This window comes from Sanguibacter keddieii DSM 10542 (assembly GCF_000024925.1).
GTDB lineage: Bacteria > Actinomycetota > Actinomycetes > Actinomycetales > Cellulomonadaceae > Sanguibacter > Sanguibacter keddieii.
The window spans coordinates 3,705,787-3,723,661 of sequence record NC_013521.1; the positions used below are offsets into that span (position 1 = coordinate 3,705,787).

Here is a 17,875-nt window from a genome sequence, read left to right on the forward strand (position 1 = left end):
CTCACCCGGGGCAGCCGGCGTCGGCCCGGTCGACCACACGCGACCGGCCCCGGTCTCGCGACTGCGCGGGACCGGACCGCAGCACCTCCGGCCGACCCGACCACCAGGAGCCCCACGTGACCGACGCCCCGTCCACCGCCGCGCTGCACGACACCGTGGCGACGACCGTCGCGGTCCGCTCGGAGGAGCTGCTCGCGCTCTCCCACGCGATCCACGCACGCCCCGAGCTGGCCTTCGCCGAGCACCATGCGGCCGGGCTCGTCGCCGAGCGGCTCGCCGACGCAGGCTTCGACGTGACGACGGGCGTCCACGGGCTCGACACCGCGATCCGCGCGACCTACGGCAGCGGAGACATGAACGCCGTCGTGTGCGTCGAGTACGACGCCCTGCCCGGCGTGGGCCACGCCTGCGGGCACAACATCATCGCCGCGGCCGGGGTCGGGGCGGCCATCGCCGCCGCGGCCGTCGCCGACGAGCTCGGCATCCGCGTGACGGTCCTCGGCACCCCGGCCGAGGAGCACGGCGGCGGCAAGGTGCTCATGCTCGCCGACGGCGCCTGGGACGACGCGACCTTCTCGCTCATGGTGCACCCCTACCCCGCCGACACCTGGCCCACCACGACGCGCATGCAGGCCGTGCACCGGCTGGTCGTCACCTTCACCGGCCAGGGCGCGCACGCCGCCGCGGCCCCCGACCAGGCCCGCAACGCCGCCGACGGCGCGACCATCGCGCTCGTCGCCGTCGGCCTGCTGCGCCAGCAGGTGCGCGACGGGGCGCGCCTCAACGCGATCGTCACCGAGGCCGGGCTGGTCACCAACATCATCGCGGACCGCGCGGTCGTCGAGATCGAGGTCCGCGAAGCGACGCTCGACGCACTGCAGGACCTCGAGCGCCGTGTTCTCGCGTGCTTCGAGGGCGCAGCGATCGCCGCCGGGGTGTCGTGGTCGGTCGACGAGTCCGAGCCGCTCTACGCCGACCTCGTGCAGGACGAGGCCCTCGTCGAGGTCTTCGCCGGGCACCTGTCCGCCCGTGGCCGGACGCTCGACCGCTCCGCCCCGGCGCGCAGCGGCGGGTCGACCGACATGGGCAACGTGTCGCAGGTGGTCCCGTCCATCCACCCCGTCGTCGGGGTCGAGGACGCCCAGGGGCCGATCCACACCGCCGAGTTCGCCTCCGCGGCCGCGGGTCCGTCAGGTGACCGCGCGGTGCTGGACGCCGCAGTCGCGCTGGCGTCGACCATCGTCGACGCGGCCCGCGACCCGCAGCTGCGGGCACGGCTGCTCGCCGCGCAGGCCGATCGGGACAGAGCCCGGGCGGACGCCGGAGGCCCGGTGGACATGTCCACGAGCGAGGTGTCGGCATGAGCCCCCTCGCCACCGTCGCCGGTTCGTCCCGCATGGTCGCGGACCAGCCGCTGAGCGTCTTCGACATGTTCCGCATCGGCATCGGCCCGTCGAGCTCGCACACCGTCGGCCCAATGCGTGCTGCCAAGACCTTCGTCGACGAGCTGCTCGGAGCGAGCTCCGGGCGCGAGACGTCCGCCCCGGTGGTCGCACGCGTCCACGTGGAGCTGTTCGGGTCGCTCGGCGCGACCGGGCGTGGCCACGGCACCGACCGTGCCGTGCTCCTCGGGCTCGTCGGTCACGAGCCGCAGAGCGTGGCGACCCCGGTGGTCGAGGCGATCCTCGACGACGTCCACGCCGCCGGTGCGCTCCGTCTGCTCGACCGCGTCGAGGTCCCCTTCGACCTCGACCACGACGTCGAGTTCCTCCCCCGGACCGTGCTCCCCTTCCACCCGAACGGGCTGCGGATCAGCGCCCTCGCCCCGGACGGCGCGGTCCTGCTGCGCCGCACCTACTTCTCGGTGGGCGGCGGGTTCGTGGTCCCCGACCCCGAGGACGAGGCGGACCAGAAGAGCACCGGGACCGACCCGGCAGACGAGACGGCTGTGCTGGCGGACGCGCCTGCCGTCGCCTCACCCGTGACGCTGCTCGGCACCGAGGGCTCCTCCCCCGCCGCGCCCTGGCCCTTCACCTGCGCCGACGACCTCCTCGCCGTCTGCGCCACCTCGGGCCTGGGCGTCGCCGGGGTGATGCTCGCGAACGAGAGCATCACCCGCACCCCGGAGCGGGTCGGCACCGAGCTGCTCGACATCTGGCACGCGATGGACGACTGCATCGACGCCGGCTGCGGTGCGACCGGGACGCTGCCGGGTGGCCTCAAGGTCCCGCGTCGCGCGCACGCCCTGCACCGCGCCCTGCTCGCCGAGGGCGCCAACGACGACCCGCTGCGCGCCATGGACTGGGTCAACCTCTACGCGCTGGCCGTCAACGAGGAGAACGCCTCCGGGCACCGCGTGGTCACCGCCCCCACCAACGGTGCGGCAGGCATCGTCCCCGCGGTGCTGCGCTACTACCGGGCCTTCGTGCCCGGTGCCGACGACGCCGGGACCGTCCGGTTCCTGCTCGCCGCCGGTGCGATCGGCATCATCATCAAGACCAACGCGTCGATCGCCGGGGCCGAGGTCGGCTGCCAGGGCGAGGTCGGGTCGGCGTGCGCGATGGCTGCCGCCGGGCTCGCAGAGGTCCTCGGCGGGACGGCCCTGCAGGTCGAGAACGCGGCCGAGATCGCCATGGAGCACAACCTCGGGCTCACCTGCGACCCCATCGGCGGGCTCGTCCAGATCCCCTGCATCGAGCGCAACGCGATCGGCGCGGTCAAGGCCATCAACGCCGCCCGCATGGCCCTGCGCGGCGACGGCCGCCACACCGTCAGCCTCGACGCCGTCATCGAGACCATGCGCCAGACCGGCGCCGACATGCACTCCAAGTACAAGGAGACGTCGCTCGGCGGGCTCGCGGTGAACTACGTGGAGTGCTGAGCGTCAGGTCCCCGACCTGCGACCTGACGCTCAGCGACCGTCAGTCGGTCCGGATCATGCACCAGGCGTCCTCGAAGCGCTGAGACTCGAGGTCGCTCGCGCGCATCCAGACCTCAAAGCTCCCCGCGTCACCGAACCACCCGTCGAAGTGGGTCCAGCTCTCGATGCTCAGCAGGAGCACGTACGAGTCCGACTCGTCCTTCAGCGGCCTGACCTGCTGGAGCACGTCGACGGCGTAGGCGGTCCCGGCCTCGCTGTGCCCGTAGAGGCGAGAGGCCGGGAACACCGGCGGGCCCACCTTCTCCACGCCCCGCCGCCATGCCGTCCACGCCGCGTCGGTCTCCTCGTCGACCCGCTCTGCCGCCTCGAAGGCGGCCTTGTCTGCGTGCACCATGTCGATAGCCCGCGGCACGCTGAATCCTGTGCCCAGGAGAACGGGCTGACACACCTCGTGGGGGAGGTCCAGGTCGTCCGGGCCCTCCACCAGAGGCGCGAAAGTCACGCCGTCGGAGGGCACGTGACGCACGAGCCACCCGCCCGTACCGTCGTCCTCCGGGTTCCCGTAGGTGCCGAGGTGGTGGAACACCTCGAGGTACCCGGTGGCGGGGAGCCGCGCGCCAGGTTCAGGCCAGTCCCTCTCGACGAAGTCACGCGACTCGAGCAGCGCCTGGGCTTCGGTGAGCAGGATCGTCGCGATGTGTGCGAGCGGCTCTCCGCCCTGGTTGCGAGGCCAGTCCAGCGGCCCGAGCGCCGGACCTCCGAGCCAGGAGAGCTCACCGAGCTCTGCCCGCTCGGCCAGAATCCGATCGACCCCGGCCTCGTACTGGTCGAGCAGCAGCAGCGAGAACTTCAGGCCGTCGGCCAAGAACTTCGCCCGGATCTCGGGCGACCCCAACCACTCGATGATTCGAGCCCGCGACGCAGCGGTCACCGGGGTGCGCGGGAGTCTGGTCATGGTCGTCTCCTCCGAGGTCAGGTGTCGCGCCCGTCGTGGGTCACGCAGCTCCGGCGGAGCGGCTCGACGGTGGTCCACATCCCACATCGGCTTCGGGGTCGAGCACGTGAGGTGAGTCGCCCCGCGTGTCGGCGGGGGCCGTTAAGGTCGGCCGTAGCCGCGGGACCGCGGGTGAGCACCACGACCTCGGGAGATGCTGTGCCCTTCGCTGACGAGCTGCTGGGGTCCGACGCCGTGCTCGGGCTCGTCGCTGTGCTCGAGACTGCCGCCCCGGGCACGCCCGTGCCGCACGTCAGGGCGGGCGCTGGCGCTCTCGCGCCGCTCGCCCTGCGTGACCGCGCACTCCTCGTCAGAGACGCGATCCTTGCCAACGTGCCCGGCACCGTCGACGACCTCGCGTCCCTCGTGCACCGTTGCCTCGACGACGACCGCTTCACCGGGTGGATGGTCTGGCCGGTGACGGAGGCCGTGAGTGCACGGGCCATCGCCGACGGGACAGCCGAGGCGCTCGATACCGCCCTCGACCTGCAGGCGGCGCTGACCGGTCGGCTCACCGCGGAGTTCGCGGTGCGGCCGCTGCTCACCCACGACCTCGACCGGTCGCTCGCGGCCGCCCTGCGGTGGACCACCAGCGACGACGAGCACGTCCGTCGGCTCGCGAGCGAGGGCACCCGCCGCCACCTGCCCTGGGGGACGCAGGTTCCAGCGCTGACCGCCGACGCCCACGCGACCCTGCCGATCCTCGACGCGCTCTACCGCGACGACAGCGAGTACGTCCGCCGGTCCGTCGCGAACCACCTCAACGACCTCAGCCGCAAGGATCCCGCGGTGACGGTCGAGACCGCGGGCCGCTGGCTCGCCGACCCGGCACCGACGACGCTCCCGCTCGTGCGGCACGCGCTGCGGACGCTCGTGAAGCGCGGCGACCCCGAGGCGCTCGCACTGCTCGGCTTCGCACCGACACCCCACGTCACCGTCGACCTCGCGATCGACGCCGACGAGGTGCGGGTGGGCGAGCGCCTGGGGTTCAGCGCCGCGATCACCAACGATGGGCAAGCAGCAGCACGCGTCGTGGTCGACTACGTGGTGCACCACCGCAAGGCGAACGGCTTGCAGACCACCAAGGTCTTCAAGCTCACCACCGCAGAGCTGGCGCCGGGCGAGACCCTGCGCCTGGCCCGGAGCCACTCCTTCAAGGTCATCACCACACGCCGGTACCACCCGGGGACGCACGCCATCGAGCTGCAGGTCAACGGCGTCCACGGTGGGCGGGTCGACTTCGAGCTTCTCGACGCAGCCGCAGACTGAGGTCGCCTGGCCGAGACCACGGGGTCGCAGGCCGGCGGACTAGGTCCCCTGGTCTCGTCGTGGTCTGATGCCGTTGCTCGTGCCGGGTCTGGTGCCGCTGCTCGCGTCGTGCGACGCGCTCAGCGCAGGCGTGCCTCGACGGCGGCGAGCAGCGCGCAGGTCGCGACGCCGTCCATCGACGTGGCGACGTCCTCCAGGGACGGGAAGCTCGGGGCGAGGCGGATGTTGGTGTCGTCCGGGTCCTTGCCGTACGGGAAGGCCGAGCCGGCAGCCGTCAGCGCGATGCCCGCCTCCTTGGCCAGCTGGACGACGCGTCGAGCCGTTCCCGGGACCACATCGAGGCTGATGAAGTACCCGCCCTCGGGGGTGGTCCAGGTCGCGACCCCGGTGCCACCGAGGCGCGCCTCGAGGATCTCGAGGACGCGGGCGAACTTCGGGGCGAGGATCTCGCGGTGCTTGGCCATGTGGTCACGGACCCCCTGGGCGTCCCCGAAGAACCGCAGGTGGCGGAGCTGGTTGACCTTGTCGGGACCGATGCTCTTCTTGGACAGGTGCTCCTGGTACCAGGCGACGTTGTCGGCCGACGACCCGAAGAAGCTCACGCCCGCGCCCGCGAAGGTGATCTTCGAGGTGGACGCGAAGACGTAGGGACGGTTCGGGTTCCCCGCGGCTGCCGCGAGACCGACGATGTCGTGCTGGGTCGGCGCCTGCTCGACGAGGGTGTGGACGGCGTAGGCGTTGTCCCAGAAGATCCGGAAGTCGGGTGCCGCGGTCGGCATCTCGACGAGCGCCCGGGTGACCTCCTCGGAGTACACCGCACCGGTCGGGTTGGCGTACGTCGGGACGGTCCAGATGCCCTTGATCGACGGGTCGTCGGCGACGAGCGCGCGGACCACGTCCATGTCCGGGCCGTCGGCACCGAGCGGCACCGGGATCATCTCGATGCCGAAGGACTCGGTGATCGCGAAATGGCGGTCGTAGCCGGGGCTCGGGGCGAGGAACTTCACAACCGGCTCGGCCGACCAGGGGCGCTCCGAGTCCGGTGTGCCGTGGAGCAGGCCGAAGACGACGAGGTCGTGCATGATCTCGAGGCTGGCGTTGTTGCCGGCGAGGAGCTGCGCCGCGGGGACACCGAGGAGCTCGGCGAAGATCGCGCGGAGCTCCGGGAGACCTGCGGTGCCGCCGTAGTTGCGGCAGTCGGTGCCGTGGCCGTCCTTTGCGTCGTGCCCGCCGGGCAGGCTGAGGAGCGCGTCCGAGAGGTCGAGCTGCTCGGGCGCGGGCTTGCCGCGCGTCAGGTCGAGGGTGAGGCCCGTCGACACGAGGTCCGCGTAGCGCGCGGAGAGCTTCTCGTGCTCGGCGACGAGCTCGTCGTGGCTGAGGGACTCGATCGCGACCTGCTGTGGCATCCGGGACAACCTCTCGCCGGCTCGGGGAGCCGGGCTCGCGTGGTGAAGGTCTCTGACGAAGGCTCGGTACCGGTCACGCGGGCACGCCGCCGACCTGCACCGTGCACCGCTGCGGCTGGCCACCGTCGCGGTGCACTGCCGATCCTAGTGGGGTTCGTGGCCGCCCCGGGCTCGTGTCCGCGGTCCGGCAGCGGCGCTGGCCGCACGTCCGGGTACGGGGCCCGGCCTGAGACCAGGCGTCGGGTGGGCGACGGCGCGCACCGGAGCGGGGGCGGCCGAGGTGGCGCTCGTCAGCCCGGCGATCAGCCCCCGTACGGTCGTCCCGAGGATCTCGGGGAACCTGTCGAGGTCCACGACGGTCTTGGGGCAGGTCTCGCAGCGGTTGATGTGCCGGATGTACCGCTGCTCGGCGAGCTCGCTGAGCATGGTCGCGTCGTAGGCGTCGACACGGAGGGTGAGCCAGGCACAGGTGTCCGGTGTGGTCGGGTCGGCGACGATCTCGGCGATCCACTCCGAGCGCAGGCGGCTCGTCGCGTTGTTCAGCCCGAGCACGAGCTCGTCAGGATCACGCCCCAGGACGACCCCGAGCGTCTCCGGAGCGACGGGCTCGACCTGGGAGTACCAGAGCACGGTCTGGTAGGACCCGCGCAGCCGACGGAACGCCCGCAGCACCGCAGGCTCCGCGGGCGCGGTCCCCCGCACGCTCCCGGCCTCGAGCCTGAGCGTGCTGTAGAGGTAGAGGAGGAACGGTGCGACGGGGTCCTGGTCGCTCGCGATCTCGCGGAGCATCCGCGCGAAGGTCCTGTTGACGAGGTCCTCGACCTCGTCGGCGTCTGCGCCCTCGAGCCGTGCACCGTGCGCTCCGTGGTCGTGGGCGGTGGCGGAGTGCCGGACCGCGAGCGCCCGCGCGAGGTCGGCGTGCCGTCTCCACAGGACGAGCGACGCGTCGACGTCCCCCTGACGGACACGTTCGACGAGCAGCGGGTCGGCTGTCTTCGCGATCCCCTCGGAGGCCGCGCGCTCGGGACCACGAGGCAGGACCGGGTCAGCCGACGACGCGGTGAGGGCGGCGGGCACGGTCGGGTCTTCTGCTCTGCCCACGGTCCCTCCTCTCCTGCGTACGCGTGTCGTGGCGCCTCGTGACCGGCGGGATCGCGCGGCTCGTCGAGAACAGTGTGCGCCCCGCTGCTGCCCAGCGGGGGGTGGTCCACGGATCCGTGGGCACAGATCGACACACAATGGGTGGTGCAGTACCTCTGGGGGCGGGTGAACCGTCGCCGTCTGCGTAGGTGACGGGTCGGCCGCTGTCCCGAGACCCGAGGTGCTGCTCGCCGTCCAGACCGCGCGGAGGCCGGACCGGCTCGGGCCGTAGCCACCGCGTCTTGGCCGAGACCGGTTCCCCGGCGGACCTCGACCGTGCAGGAGCGGTCCGGGTCGCACCCGCAGCGCACCAGCTGCGTCCCGTTGCGCTCCGCCACCCGCGTCGACCGCAGACAGGGGTCGCCGTCGCCCCGCTGGACGGCCGCGGCAGCCGCGAGCGCCGACAGGTCGGCAGCGGACTGCGCGGCCCCACGCGCGGCCACCACCCCGACGAGGGCAGCCACGACGAGGGTGAGCGCCGCGACCCCTCCGACGAGCCCGAGGACCAGGACGGTGCCGGCCCCTCGGTCCCCCGACACCGAGCGCCAGCGCCCACTGCTGGCTGCTGGGAGCCCCGGCATCTCTCGGGGCGGACGAGTCCCTCCGGGCGATCCGGTCGCCCGGTCAGATCCGTCACCGCGAGCGCCCTGCGCGCTCCCACCACCCGGGGCGCCTGGCTCCCGGATCACGGTGCACCCACCGCGGACTCGAGCCACGCCGTCGCGGTCGCCGTGACCCCGAGCGGGCCGGAGAACCAGCCGCCGGTGACGGAGGCGCGCACCGTCACCTTGACCCATACCCCCGACTCGTCGACGGTCGCTGTCGCCGACGGTCCTGCGACCCGGGTCACCACCTCGTCGACACGGGCCGGAGATTCCCCGGCTGACGCGACTCTCGCGCCGGCACGGGCGGCGTCGACCACCCGCACCTGCGCGGAGCCAGCGGCCACGACCACGACGAGGGCTGCGAGGACGAGGACGACGGCGGGCAGCGCCACGGCGAGCTCCGCCGTCACCGCTCCCCTGTCGCTGCGCCAGGCTCCCCTGTCGCCCTGCCGGCGTCTCCCAACCCAGCGGGCCTTACCCCTGTCGCCCGGGCCCTGGTGCCCAGCGGGCGGGGTCCCGCCCGAGGACAGGCGTCGTCGTGACCGTGGCCGCCGCACCATCGACTCAGCCGTAGCTGAGAGCGGAGGTGACGAGCCCGGTGAGGAGCTCACGGACCGTCGCGCTCGTGAGGACGGCCACGAGCAGACCCGCGAAGCCCACGGCCGCGATCATCGCGATCGCGTACTCGGCGGTCGCCATCCCCGCGTCCTTCCCCGGGGCCACCACCGTCTCCCAACGTCGGCGCCCGGCTGCCGCGAGGCCGCCGCCCGCCGACCGCGGTGCACGGTCGACAGCACCGCAGGTGCAGCTCTCCGTGCAGTCGGCCGTCGTGCTGTGCGTCGCCGCGCCGTGAGCCGTGACGCCGCGAGTGACACCGCGGGTGGTGGCGCCGTGAGTCGTCACCCCGGGGGCCGTCACCCCGTGGGTCGTAGCGGTGCAGGTCCGCGCGGTACCGGTACTCGCGGCGTCTGTCCCTCCGTGTGCGGTGTCGCTGGTCTGTGCGGGGCGCGGCTGCGTGCCGGCCGCCGGGGTGGTCATGGTCGTCATGGTGCTCTCCTGTCGTCTCGGGTCGGTCGGTGGTGGTGCTCGGTTGCGAGCTGCCCCCACCTTCGACCGCCCGGTCCCCTGACCGCTCGCGACCAGACGCCCGCTGTGGGCGGTGCCCGCCGCTCCTCCGCCTGTGGACAGCGAGGTCAGGTCCCACCGACGTCAGGTCCCACCGACGAGACCGGACCCGAGCGCCACGACCACCGGGACGAGCCCCAGCAGGACGAAGGCCGGCAGGAGGCACAGGCCGAGCGGCAGCACCAGGCGCACCCCGAGCCGGGCGGCGGCCGTCCTGGCCCTCGTGCGGGCGTCGTGGGCGATGCGCTCGCGCGCGACCCGCAGCGCGTCCCTGGGCGGCGCCCCGTGCACCCAGGCGGGCCTCAGGGCCTCGGAGACCGGCCGCAGCCTCGCGGGTGCGCCCTCCCAGGCCGGTCCCCACCCCGCACCGAGCAGCAGCGCCGCGCCCGCCCGCTCGAGCGCCTCCCCGTCCTGCCCGCCGACCGAGCTCCCGACGGCACCGAGGGCTCTCGGGACGCCGGCACCCGCGCCGAGCGCGGCACCGAGGAGGTCGAGCACGACCGTGGGGTCCACGGCGGCGGCACCGAGGTCGTCCGCACCCGGCGGAGGCACGGACCCCACGTGCTGACGGCGGGTGGTGCGCGGCGTCCGGGGCCCTCGCCACGGCGCGGTCGCGCACCAGACGAGGATGCCTACGGCACCTCCGGTGACGACCGCACCGAGCACCGCTGTCACCCTGCCGGGTGGTCGCCGACGGCCGCCTGGACGAGGCGACGTGTCCACCAGCGGCCGACCGCGAGCAGCAGTGCCCCGGTGACCGGTGCGAGGACTGCCGGACCACCACCGAGGAGCAGCTGCACCGGACCGGCCCCGAGGACCGTGGCGACGACGGCTCCGGCTGCCGGGAGCCACAGGAGCAGCCGGGCCGTCGACCGCGGGCTCGCGAGCGCGGTGTCCCGTTCCGCGGCGGACTCTGCGGCGGCGACGAGGGTGGCCACGATCGAGTCGAGCACCGGAGCGATCGGGGCGCCCACCTGCTGCGCGAGCCGGCAGGCCGCGACCACCGCCCGGGCCTGCGACGCGTCGGAGGTGAGGTGGAGGAGGTCGGCAGGCGTGGGGATCCCGTCCGGCCGGACCGTCACGCCGACGCCCGCCCACGCCCGGTCCGGCGGCATCCCGCTGCGCACCAGACCTGCGACCTGGGTGATGACCACCTGCACGTCCCGCGCCCCGACGACGCGGTCACCGCCGCCCGCCCTGCGCACGAGCCTCCCGAGCGGCCCCCGCGAGACCCCGAGCACGGCACCTCGCACCCGGGACGCAGCGCTGACCTGCCGCAGCTCCCGTGCCCGGCGAGGTCCCACCACCCCTGCGGCGACCACCACCCCAGCCGCCATGAGAGCCCCGGCGGCGACGGGCTCCGCGAGCGCCGCCCAGCCGCCCGCCGTCACAGCCCGAGCCTGCGGGCGAGGTGCTCCCACCCGGCGTGCCGGTAGGGGGTGCCGTCGCCGTCCCAGGTGAGCGCGGGCCTAACCTCGAGGCGTCCGCCCTGGTCGCGGGTCACGACGGCGACCTCCTCCAGGTAGCGACGTGCCCGGGCCGTCTCCCCCGCGGCGGTCACCGACGGGCCTGGACGGCCCCGGCGCAGGTGCAGCACGGCGTCGAAGGCGCTCACGGCCTGCGCGACGAGGTCGGACGACGACATCCCGGCGAGCGCGGCGAGGGCCTCGAGACGGGCAGGGACGTCCCGGGCGGTGTTGGCGTGGATGGTCGCGCTGCCCCCGGCGTGGCCGGTGTTGAGCGCCGTGAGGACGTCTCGCACCTCCGCGCCGCGGCACTCCCCGAGGACGATGCGGTCCGGGCGCATGCGTAGCGCGGTCCGCACGAGGTCGGCGAGACCGACCCCACCGGTGCCCTCGACGTTGGCGTGGCGGGCAGTGAGGGGCACGACGTGCGGGTGCGTCGGGACGAGCTCCCTGGCCTCCTCGATGGTGACGATGCGCTCCGTGGGTGGGACGAGCGACAGCAGGGAGGCCAGCAGCGTGGTCTTCCCCGTCCCGGTCGCACCCGAGACCAGGTAGGACGCACGTCCCGCCACCAGGGCCTCGAGGACCGCGACCCACCCCGGTGGGACCGTCCCCGCCGCGGCGAGCTCGTCGAGGGTGAAGGCCTGGGAGCGCAGCGTCCGCAACGAGACGACGGCCCCCGCGGGGCACAGGGGCGCGAGGACGGCGTGCAGCCGGGTGCCGTCCGGCAGCCGCGCGTCGACCGTCGGGCTCGCGTCGTCGAGGCGCTGACCACCTGCGGCCGCGAGCCGCACGGCGAGCTCGCGGACGTCGTCGTCCGTGCCGAGGTCGACCGGTGCCCGGTCCAGCCCGGCGCCGCGGTCGACCCAGACCTCGGTGGGGCCGTTGACGAGCACGTCGGTGACCGCAGGGTCGTCGAGCAGCGCCTGGAGCGGCCCGGCACCGAACAGCTCGGCCCGGACCACACCGAGGAGCTCGTCGAGGGCGGTGCTGCCGAGCAGGACGTCCCCCGCCTCGAGGGCGTCGACCACCTGGGCGCGGGTGGGGTGCGGCCCGCTGCCGGCGAGCCGGTCGCGGACCCCGTGCAGCAGCTCGCCGCCGGCGGGGCTCATCGGACGGTGGGCCGGGCGGTGGCGAGCGCGTGCAGGTGGGCGTCGAGCGTGGCCGCCACGCCGCCGAGCGAGGTGGCTCCCGCGGACCGGCCACGCCTGTCTCCGCGACGCGGCGGCAGGCGGACGACCGGACCGGCTCCTGCCTCGACGGCGGCCTCGAGGGAACGGTCGGTCACGAGCTCGCCCCAGAGCTCGAGCCCGGAGGCACTCGCGACGTCGTGCGGGAGCAGGCGGCCGACGGCCGGTCCGCGGCACACGATCCCGGTCGCAGGTGAGCCGTCGCCGTCGAGCCGGGCGCCGATCGACTGGGCTCCCGCGACCGACAGCGTGTCGCACCGGGCGACCACGACGACCGCGTGGCAGGTCCCGGCCTTCAGGACGACCCGGTCCGCCGGGAGGTCGAGGACCACGACGTCGCAGGCCTGCGCGAGGGCGCGCAGGACGTCCGGTTCGACCTCGTCGGGCCGGGGCAGCGCGCGGACGCGGTCGGTGCTCAGCACACGCGCACCGGACCACTGCGGCAGCAGGTCGACCAGGCGGTCCGGGTCGACCTCGCCCCGCGCCTCGCTGAGGTCCGCCCAGCGCAGGCCCGGCTCCTCCTCGATGCCCAGGAGGACGTCGACCCCTGCTCCCGTGTGGCGGCCGTCGACGAGGACCGTGCGCCGACCGGCTCGGACGGCAGCTGCGGCGAGAGCCGCCGCGAGGGTCGACGCCCCGGCCCCTCCGCGCGCCGCCACCACACCGACGACGACGGCTCCGCCCGGTGGTCGGTCGCCGGGTGGGAGACGGCTCTGCGGGAGGTCGCTCCGGCGACGCGTCATCTCGTCGACACCCGCCGCCAGGTGCAGGCCGGACGCAGCGTGCGTGCCCGGCCACGCGCGGGCAGTGCCAGGAGGTCCGTCGGGCAGGTCTCTCGCGGTGATCATGGGCCCACGGTCGTCGAGGAGCGCCCGCACGGCGAGGGACGAGGTCGCGGTCGGGGACGGTCGCGCCGGACCAGCAGCCTGTGGACGGCGAGTCTCGGCCGTCCGTCTGGCCGTGCGCCGGACCGAGCCCCGACCAGACCAGGGACGGATGCCTGCCGAGCGCTAGGCTCGGCCTGTGACCTCTCCCTCCGCCCCGGACCGTCCTGTGCGACGTCCGGCGGGTCGGCGCACCGCGGCGTTCTTCGACCTCGACAAGACGATCATCGCGACGTCGTCGACTGCGGCGTTCTCCCGGCCGTTCCTCGCCGGAGGGCTGCTGTCCCGCGGCGCCGTGCTGCGTGCGGCCTACGCGCACTTCCTGTTCCTCGTGGGCAGCGCCGACGCGGACCAGACCGAGCGGATGCGCGCGCACCTGTCGTCCATGGTGACCGGCTGGCCGGTCGAGCAGGTCTCATCGATCGTGGCCGAGACCCTGCACGAGCTCATCGACCCCTACGTGTACTCCGAGGCGGTCGAGCTCATCGCGCAGCACCGTGCCGCCGGTCGCGACGTGGTGGTCGTGTCTGCCTCGGGCGCCGAGCTCGTCGAGCCGATCGCCGCGATGCTCGGCGCCGACCACGCGGTCTCGACCCGCATGGAGGTCGTCGACGGTCGGTACACGGGTGGGATCGACTTCTACGCCTACGGGGACAACAAGGCCGCGGAGATCTACCGGCTCGCCGCGGAGTACGGCTACGACCTCGACGGTTCCTACGCCTACTCCGACTCGATCACCGACGCCCCGATGCTCGACTCGGTCGGGCACGGTTTCGCCGTCAACCCTGACCGCACGCTGCGTCGCCTCGCCGCCGAGGAGGGCTGGGGCGTGCTCACCTTCAACCGGCCCGTCGCGCTCCGCCGGGCCATCTCCCCCCGTGCGTCGGTCGCCGCGGGAGCCGCGGTGCTGGTGGGGACCGGTGCCGCCCTCGTCCTCTGGCGCGCGCTGCGCCGACGGGGCGCCTGAGGGCCCGACACAGCCCGGCACGGATGTATACGACCCCCTTCACAGGCCCTCGCACAGGGAGTACAAAGGAAGAACAACAGCACAGGTGGACAGAACCCACGCGCGACCGGTCCCCGTGAGGACATGCTGACCAGGCTGGACCTGGAGCAGCAGCTACGAGAGTGCACGCCTGATACCTGACCACCCGCGTCTGATCGACGGCGTCCCTCGTGAGAGGGGCGCCGTCGGTGCGTGCACCGGGCGGATCTTTGGCCCCTGCGCGGAGACCCCGCTTGCGCGACTCTCCCATACCGGTTATCTTGGACATCGGTAGCGACCTCTGAGACACGGGGCACGCGCCACTCCGGAGAACCCACGCCCAGGCGTGGGTTCTTGCGTTGAGGGGAGATGGATGCTGATCGCGTATCTCGACGAGTTCGGCCACATCGGCCCGTACATCGAAGACGGCCACAAGAAGTTCGGGCACCATCCCGTCTTCGGCTACGCAGGGTTCGTCCTCCCGGCGAACAACGCCAGGCGTCTGGGGTCAGCGTTCAAGAAGGTGAAGACCTCTCTGTTCCGCACTGAGATCGAGTCCTCAGCCACACCCGCTCAGTGGGAACGCAAGGGCTCGGAGTACTTCAGCACTGGGAGCATCCAGAAGTACCCGGGACAGGTCCGGGCGTTCACCGGGCTCGTCAGGCAGCTGAAGGCCCTCGGCGGCCAGATCTTCTACTACGGAGACGAGAAGCAGAGAGGAACACTTGCTCAGACCGGTCGAGAAGCAAACGTGATCGCCCTCGACGCTCTGAAACAGACGATCGACAGGCTCTGCACCCATGCCGACAGGTCGGACGACGACCTTCTGATCCTCATGGACGCGATCACCGACAAGACTCGCAGAGAGCTCGTCGCGAAGATGTACGCACACATCTACGGACGCGACCGCCAGGAGATGCGTCGGATCGTCGAGGCGCCGCTGCACATCGAGAGCAACCTGAACTCAGGGGTGCAGCTCGCCGACTGGATCTGCGCACTCATCACCAGGTCCTCGCACTACCAGCTCGTCGAGGACTCGCCCTTCGGATGGGCTCCTCGGTACTTTGCCGACCATCTCCAGGGGATGTTCACCTACGAGTCGAAGCTTCATCTGCTCTCCGGCCCGCCAGTCCACCACAGCAGCATCCTCAGGATGGACCCGGTCAGCTGCCGCCCAGAACTCGCGGGGAACCTCGACAGCCGGACCGTCCCCTGAGCGCGCCCTCCCACCCCTCCGACCAATGGACGCCTCCGTCTCATCGCCGCTCCAGCGCGACATCCCGGACAGACTGTCACTAGGGTTGCCGGATGACCTCCGCGCCCAGCGTCTCCTCGTCCATCACCGTCCGCCTCGAGGTCGAGGCCCGCCCCACGGCGGTGAGCGAGCTGACCACAGCCATCGAGCACACCGGCGGGATCGTCACCGGGCTCGACGTCACCGCGTCGCACTCCGACCACATCTCCGTGGACGTCACCTGCGCCACCCGCGGCGACACGCACGCCACCGAGATCGTCGACGGGCTCCGTGCGCTCCCCGGGGTCAAGGTCGGCCCCGTCAGCGACCGCACGTTCCTGCTGCACCTCGGCGGCAAGCTGCGCATCGAGTCCAAGGTCCCGATCCGCAACCGCGACGACCTCTCGATGATCTACACCCCGGGCGTCGCGCGCGTCTGCCAGGCCATCGCCAAGAACCCCGAGGACGCCCGCCGCCTCACCATCAAGCGCAACACCATCGCCGTCGTGACCGACGGCACCGCGGTTCTCGGCCTCGGCGACATCGGCCCCCTCGCCTCCCTCCCCGTCATGGAGGGCAAGGCGGCACTGTTCAAGCGCTTCGCCGACATCGACGCGTTCCCGATCGCCCTCGACACGACCGACGTCGACGAGATCGTCGCGGCCGTCAAGGCCATCGCCCCAGTGTTCGCCGGCATCAACCTCGAGGACATCTCGGCACCGCGCTGCTTCGAGATCGAGCGCCGCCTGCGCGCCGAGCTCGACATCCCGGTGTTCCACGACGACCAGCACGGCACCGCGATCGTCGCCCTCGCCGCGCTCACCAACGCCCTGATCGTGGTCGGCAAGAACCTGCCCGACGTCAAGATCGTGCTGTCCGGGGCCGGGGCCGCCGGCACGGCCGTCCTCAAGCTGCTCCTGGCCGCCGGGGCCCGCGACGTGGTCGTGGCCGACATCGACGGCGTCATCCACACCGCGCGCCCGGGACTCGCCGACTCGCTCCGCTGGACCGCGGAGAACACCAACCCCCGCGGCTTCACCGGGACCCTCAAGGAGGCCCTCGCCGGCGCGGACGTGTTCATCGGCGTCTCTGCCCCGAACGTCATCTCGGGCGACGACGTCGCGACCATGGCCGAGGGGTCCATCGTCTTCGCGATGGCCAACCCCGCCCCCGAGGTCGACCCGGACGAGGCTGCGAAGCACGCGACCATCGTTGGCACCGGCCGCAGCGACTTCGCGAACCAGATCAACAACGTGCTCGCCTTCCCCGGGGTATTCCGCGGACTCATCGACGCGCGCTCCAGCAAGGTCACCGAGTCCCTGCTCCTCGCCGCCGCGAAGGCGCTCGCCTCCGTGATCCACGAAGACGAGCTCAACCCCACCTACATCGTCCCCAGCGTGTTCAACCCCGAGGTCACGACGCTCGTCGCCGCAGCAGTCGAGGCCACCGCGCGTGCTGAGGCCGAGGCGGACGCGGCACACGCCGCGTCCGTCTGACAGCCTCTCGTCAGACCCACGCCCCCCGCACGTACTGCGGCTGCCACCGCGCGTCCTCGACGGGCACACCGAGCTCGTGCGCGGCGCGCAGCGGCCAGTGGGGGTCGCGCAGGGCCTCGCGGCCGAGCATCACGGCGTCGGCCGAGCCGTCTGCGAGGACCTGCTCGGCCTGGGCGGGCTCGGTGATGAGGCCGACGGCGCTCACCGGGATCCCGGCCACGCCCCGGACGTCGCGCGCGGCGGGCACCTGGTAGCCCGGGCCGACCGGGATCTGGGCGGGCGCGTTGCCACCGGTCGAGACGTCGACGAGGTCGACGCCGTGCTCGCCGAGCACCTTGGACACCTGCGCGACGTCGTCGACCGAGAGGCCGTCGGGGAGCCAGTCAGTGGCGGAGACGCGGACGAACAGCGGCTTGTCGGCGGGCCACTCGGCCCGGACGGCGTCCGTCACCTCGACGAGGAGCCGCGAGCGCGCCTCGAGGGACCCGCCGTAGCCGTCGGTGCGCCGGTTGGACAGCGGCGACAGGAACTGGTGCAGCAGGTACCCGTGCGCGGCGTGGATCTCCACCACGTCGAAGCCTGCCTCGTGGGCCCGCACCGCTGCGTCGGCGAAGGCACCCGGGACGGCCTGGATCTCGGCGACGGTCATCTCGCGCGGGGCGGAGTAGCCGGGGAACGCCTCGTCGGAGGGCCCGACGGTCTCCCAGCCGCCGTCGTCCGTGGGCACGGAGCCGCGCTGCTCGCTCCACGGGCGGAAGGTCGAGGCCTTGCGGCCGGCGTGCGCGAGCTGGATGCCGGCCCGCGCGCCCTGGGAGTGCACGAAGTCTACGACGCGTCCCCACGCCTCGGTCTGCTCCTGCGACCAGATCCCGGTGTCCTGCGGGGTGATGCGCCCCTCGGGGACGACTGCGCTGGCCTCGGCGACCACGAGCCCGAAGCCGCCCTGGGCGCGCGCCCCGAGGTTCACCAGGTGCCAGTCCCCCGGCACCCCGTCGACCGCGGAGTACTGGCACATGGGTGCGAGCCAGACCCGGTTGGGGAAGGTGACGGAGCGCAGCGTGAGGGGCTCGAAGAGCAGCGGTGAGGTCATGTGAGGTGGCAACGCGACGCCGCGACGTCGCATTCCTCGGCCGCGGCGGACGACGGTGTCCCGTCCCGGCACCACCGAGGCCATTGGTCCCACGAATCCGCCGTCGTACG

Annotated in this window: 16 protein-coding genes and 1 pseudogene; 6 read left to right on the plus strand and 11 right to left on the minus strand. The window is 73.0% G+C overall.

Features of this window, described 5'->3' with window-relative positions:
* Nucleotides 1-116 precede the first annotated feature (116 nt).
* Both SKED_RS16335 and SKED_RS16340 read left to right on the plus strand, forming a co-directional pair.
* Complete coding sequence (locus SKED_RS16335) at nt 117-1,364, plus strand: amidohydrolase (RefSeq protein WP_012868289.1); 1,248 nt, start codon at nt 117-119, stop codon at nt 1,362-1,364.
* Nucleotides 1,361-2,881 carry an L-serine ammonia-lyase gene (locus SKED_RS16340; RefSeq protein WP_012868290.1) on the plus strand — a complete coding sequence of 507 codons (1,521 nt, stop codon included), beginning with the start codon at nt 1,361-1,363 and terminating at the stop codon, nt 2,879-2,881. Before SKED_RS16335 ends, SKED_RS16340 begins: the two co-directional genes overlap by 4 nt.
* Before the next feature lie 40 nt (nt 2,882-2,921).
* Here SKED_RS16340 and SKED_RS16345 read toward each other — a convergent pair whose 3' ends face one another.
* Nucleotides 2,922-3,836, minus strand: coding sequence for a YwqG family protein (locus tag SKED_RS16345; RefSeq protein ID WP_012868291.1), 915 nt, complete (start codon nt 3,834-3,836; stop codon nt 2,922-2,924).
* A 171-nt stretch (nt 3,837-4,007) separates the two neighbouring features.
* On the opposite strand from SKED_RS16345, the gene SKED_RS16350 reads away from it, so the two are divergent.
* Nucleotides 4,008-5,144, plus strand: coding sequence for a DNA alkylation repair protein (locus SKED_RS16350; RefSeq protein WP_217167901.1), 1,137 nt, complete (start codon nt 4,008-4,010; stop codon nt 5,142-5,144).
* Between the two features lie 119 nt (nt 5,145-5,263).
* Here the strand turns inward: SKED_RS16350 and SKED_RS16355 are convergent, their stop codons facing one another.
* The 9 genes and pseudogenes from SKED_RS16355 to ssd form a co-directional block, all read right to left on the minus strand.
* Nucleotides 5,264-6,550, minus strand: a complete 1,287-nt coding sequence (locus SKED_RS16355) for an aspartate aminotransferase type Ic (RefSeq protein WP_012868293.1) — start codon at nt 6,548-6,550, stop codon at nt 5,264-5,266.
* Between the two features lie 144 nt (nt 6,551-6,694).
* Nucleotides 6,695-7,651 carry an RNA polymerase sigma factor gene (locus tag SKED_RS20795; RefSeq protein ID WP_012868294.1) on the minus strand — a complete coding sequence of 319 codons (957 nt, stop codon included), beginning with the start codon at nt 7,649-7,651 and terminating at the stop codon, nt 6,695-6,697.
* Between the two features lie 263 nt (nt 7,652-7,914).
* Nucleotides 7,915-8,487 (minus strand): annotated as a pseudogene (locus SKED_RS20935) (Rv3654c family TadE-like protein); the annotation flags it as partial.
* The gene (locus tag SKED_RS16365) at nt 8,376-8,705 is read right to left on the minus strand and encodes a TadE family type IV pilus minor pilin (protein WP_042438151.1); all 330 of its coding nucleotides are present in this window, start codon (nt 8,703-8,705) and stop codon (nt 8,376-8,378) included. The gene SKED_RS16365 and the pseudogene SKED_RS20935, both read right to left, overlap by 112 nt.
* 154 nt (nt 8,706-8,859) lie before the next feature.
* Nucleotides 8,860-9,342 (minus strand): DUF4244 domain-containing protein, encoded by a 483-nt coding sequence (locus SKED_RS20890; protein ID WP_012868296.1) that lies wholly within the window; start codon nt 9,340-9,342, stop codon nt 8,860-8,862.
* A 162-nt stretch (nt 9,343-9,504) separates the two neighbouring features.
* A complete protein-coding gene (locus SKED_RS16375; protein ID WP_245534582.1) occupies nt 9,505-9,972 on the minus strand; it encodes a type II secretion system F family protein in 468 nt (155 codons plus the stop codon).
* 119 nt (nt 9,973-10,091) lie between these two features.
* A complete protein-coding gene (locus SKED_RS19190) occupies nt 10,092-10,811 on the minus strand; it encodes a type II secretion system F family protein (RefSeq protein WP_012868298.1) in 720 nt (239 codons plus the stop codon).
* Nucleotides 10,808-11,998 (minus strand): TadA family conjugal transfer-associated ATPase, encoded by a 1,191-nt coding sequence (locus tag SKED_RS16385; protein ID WP_012868299.1) that lies wholly within the window; start codon nt 11,996-11,998, stop codon nt 10,808-10,810. Before SKED_RS16385 ends, SKED_RS19190 begins: the two co-directional genes overlap by 4 nt.
* Complete coding sequence (gene ssd, locus SKED_RS16390) at nt 11,995-12,924, minus strand: septum site-determining protein Ssd (protein ID WP_012868300.1); 930 nt, start codon at nt 12,922-12,924, stop codon at nt 11,995-11,997. Before ssd ends, SKED_RS16385 begins: the two co-directional genes overlap by 4 nt.
* A 175-nt stretch (nt 12,925-13,099) precedes the next feature.
* Here ssd and SKED_RS16395 point away from each other — a divergent pair, with 175 nt between their 5' ends.
* The 3 genes from SKED_RS16395 (at nt 13,100) to SKED_RS16405 (ending at nt 16,675) form a co-directional block, all read left to right on the plus strand.
* Nucleotides 13,100-13,927, plus strand: a complete 828-nt coding sequence (locus SKED_RS16395; RefSeq protein WP_217167903.1) for an HAD family hydrolase — start codon at nt 13,100-13,102, stop codon at nt 13,925-13,927.
* Nucleotides 13,928-14,318: 391 nt separating this feature from the next.
* On the plus strand, nt 14,319-15,161 hold the full coding sequence (locus tag SKED_RS16400) for a DUF3800 domain-containing protein (RefSeq protein ID WP_012868302.1): 843 nt from the start codon (nt 14,319-14,321) through the stop codon (nt 15,159-15,161).
* Nucleotides 15,162-15,253: 92 nt separating this feature from the next.
* Nucleotides 15,254-16,675, plus strand: a complete 1,422-nt coding sequence (locus tag SKED_RS16405) for an NAD-dependent malic enzyme (RefSeq protein WP_012868303.1) — start codon at nt 15,254-15,256, stop codon at nt 16,673-16,675.
* A 10-nt stretch (nt 16,676-16,685) separates the two neighbouring features.
* Here the strand turns inward: SKED_RS16405 and SKED_RS16410 are convergent, their stop codons facing one another.
* Nucleotides 16,686-17,765: an NADH:flavin oxidoreductase/NADH oxidase gene (locus SKED_RS16410; RefSeq protein ID WP_012868304.1), complete on the minus strand. Its 1,080-nt coding sequence runs from the start codon at nt 17,763-17,765 to the stop codon at nt 16,686-16,688.
* Nucleotides 17,766-17,875 lie beyond the last annotated feature (110 nt).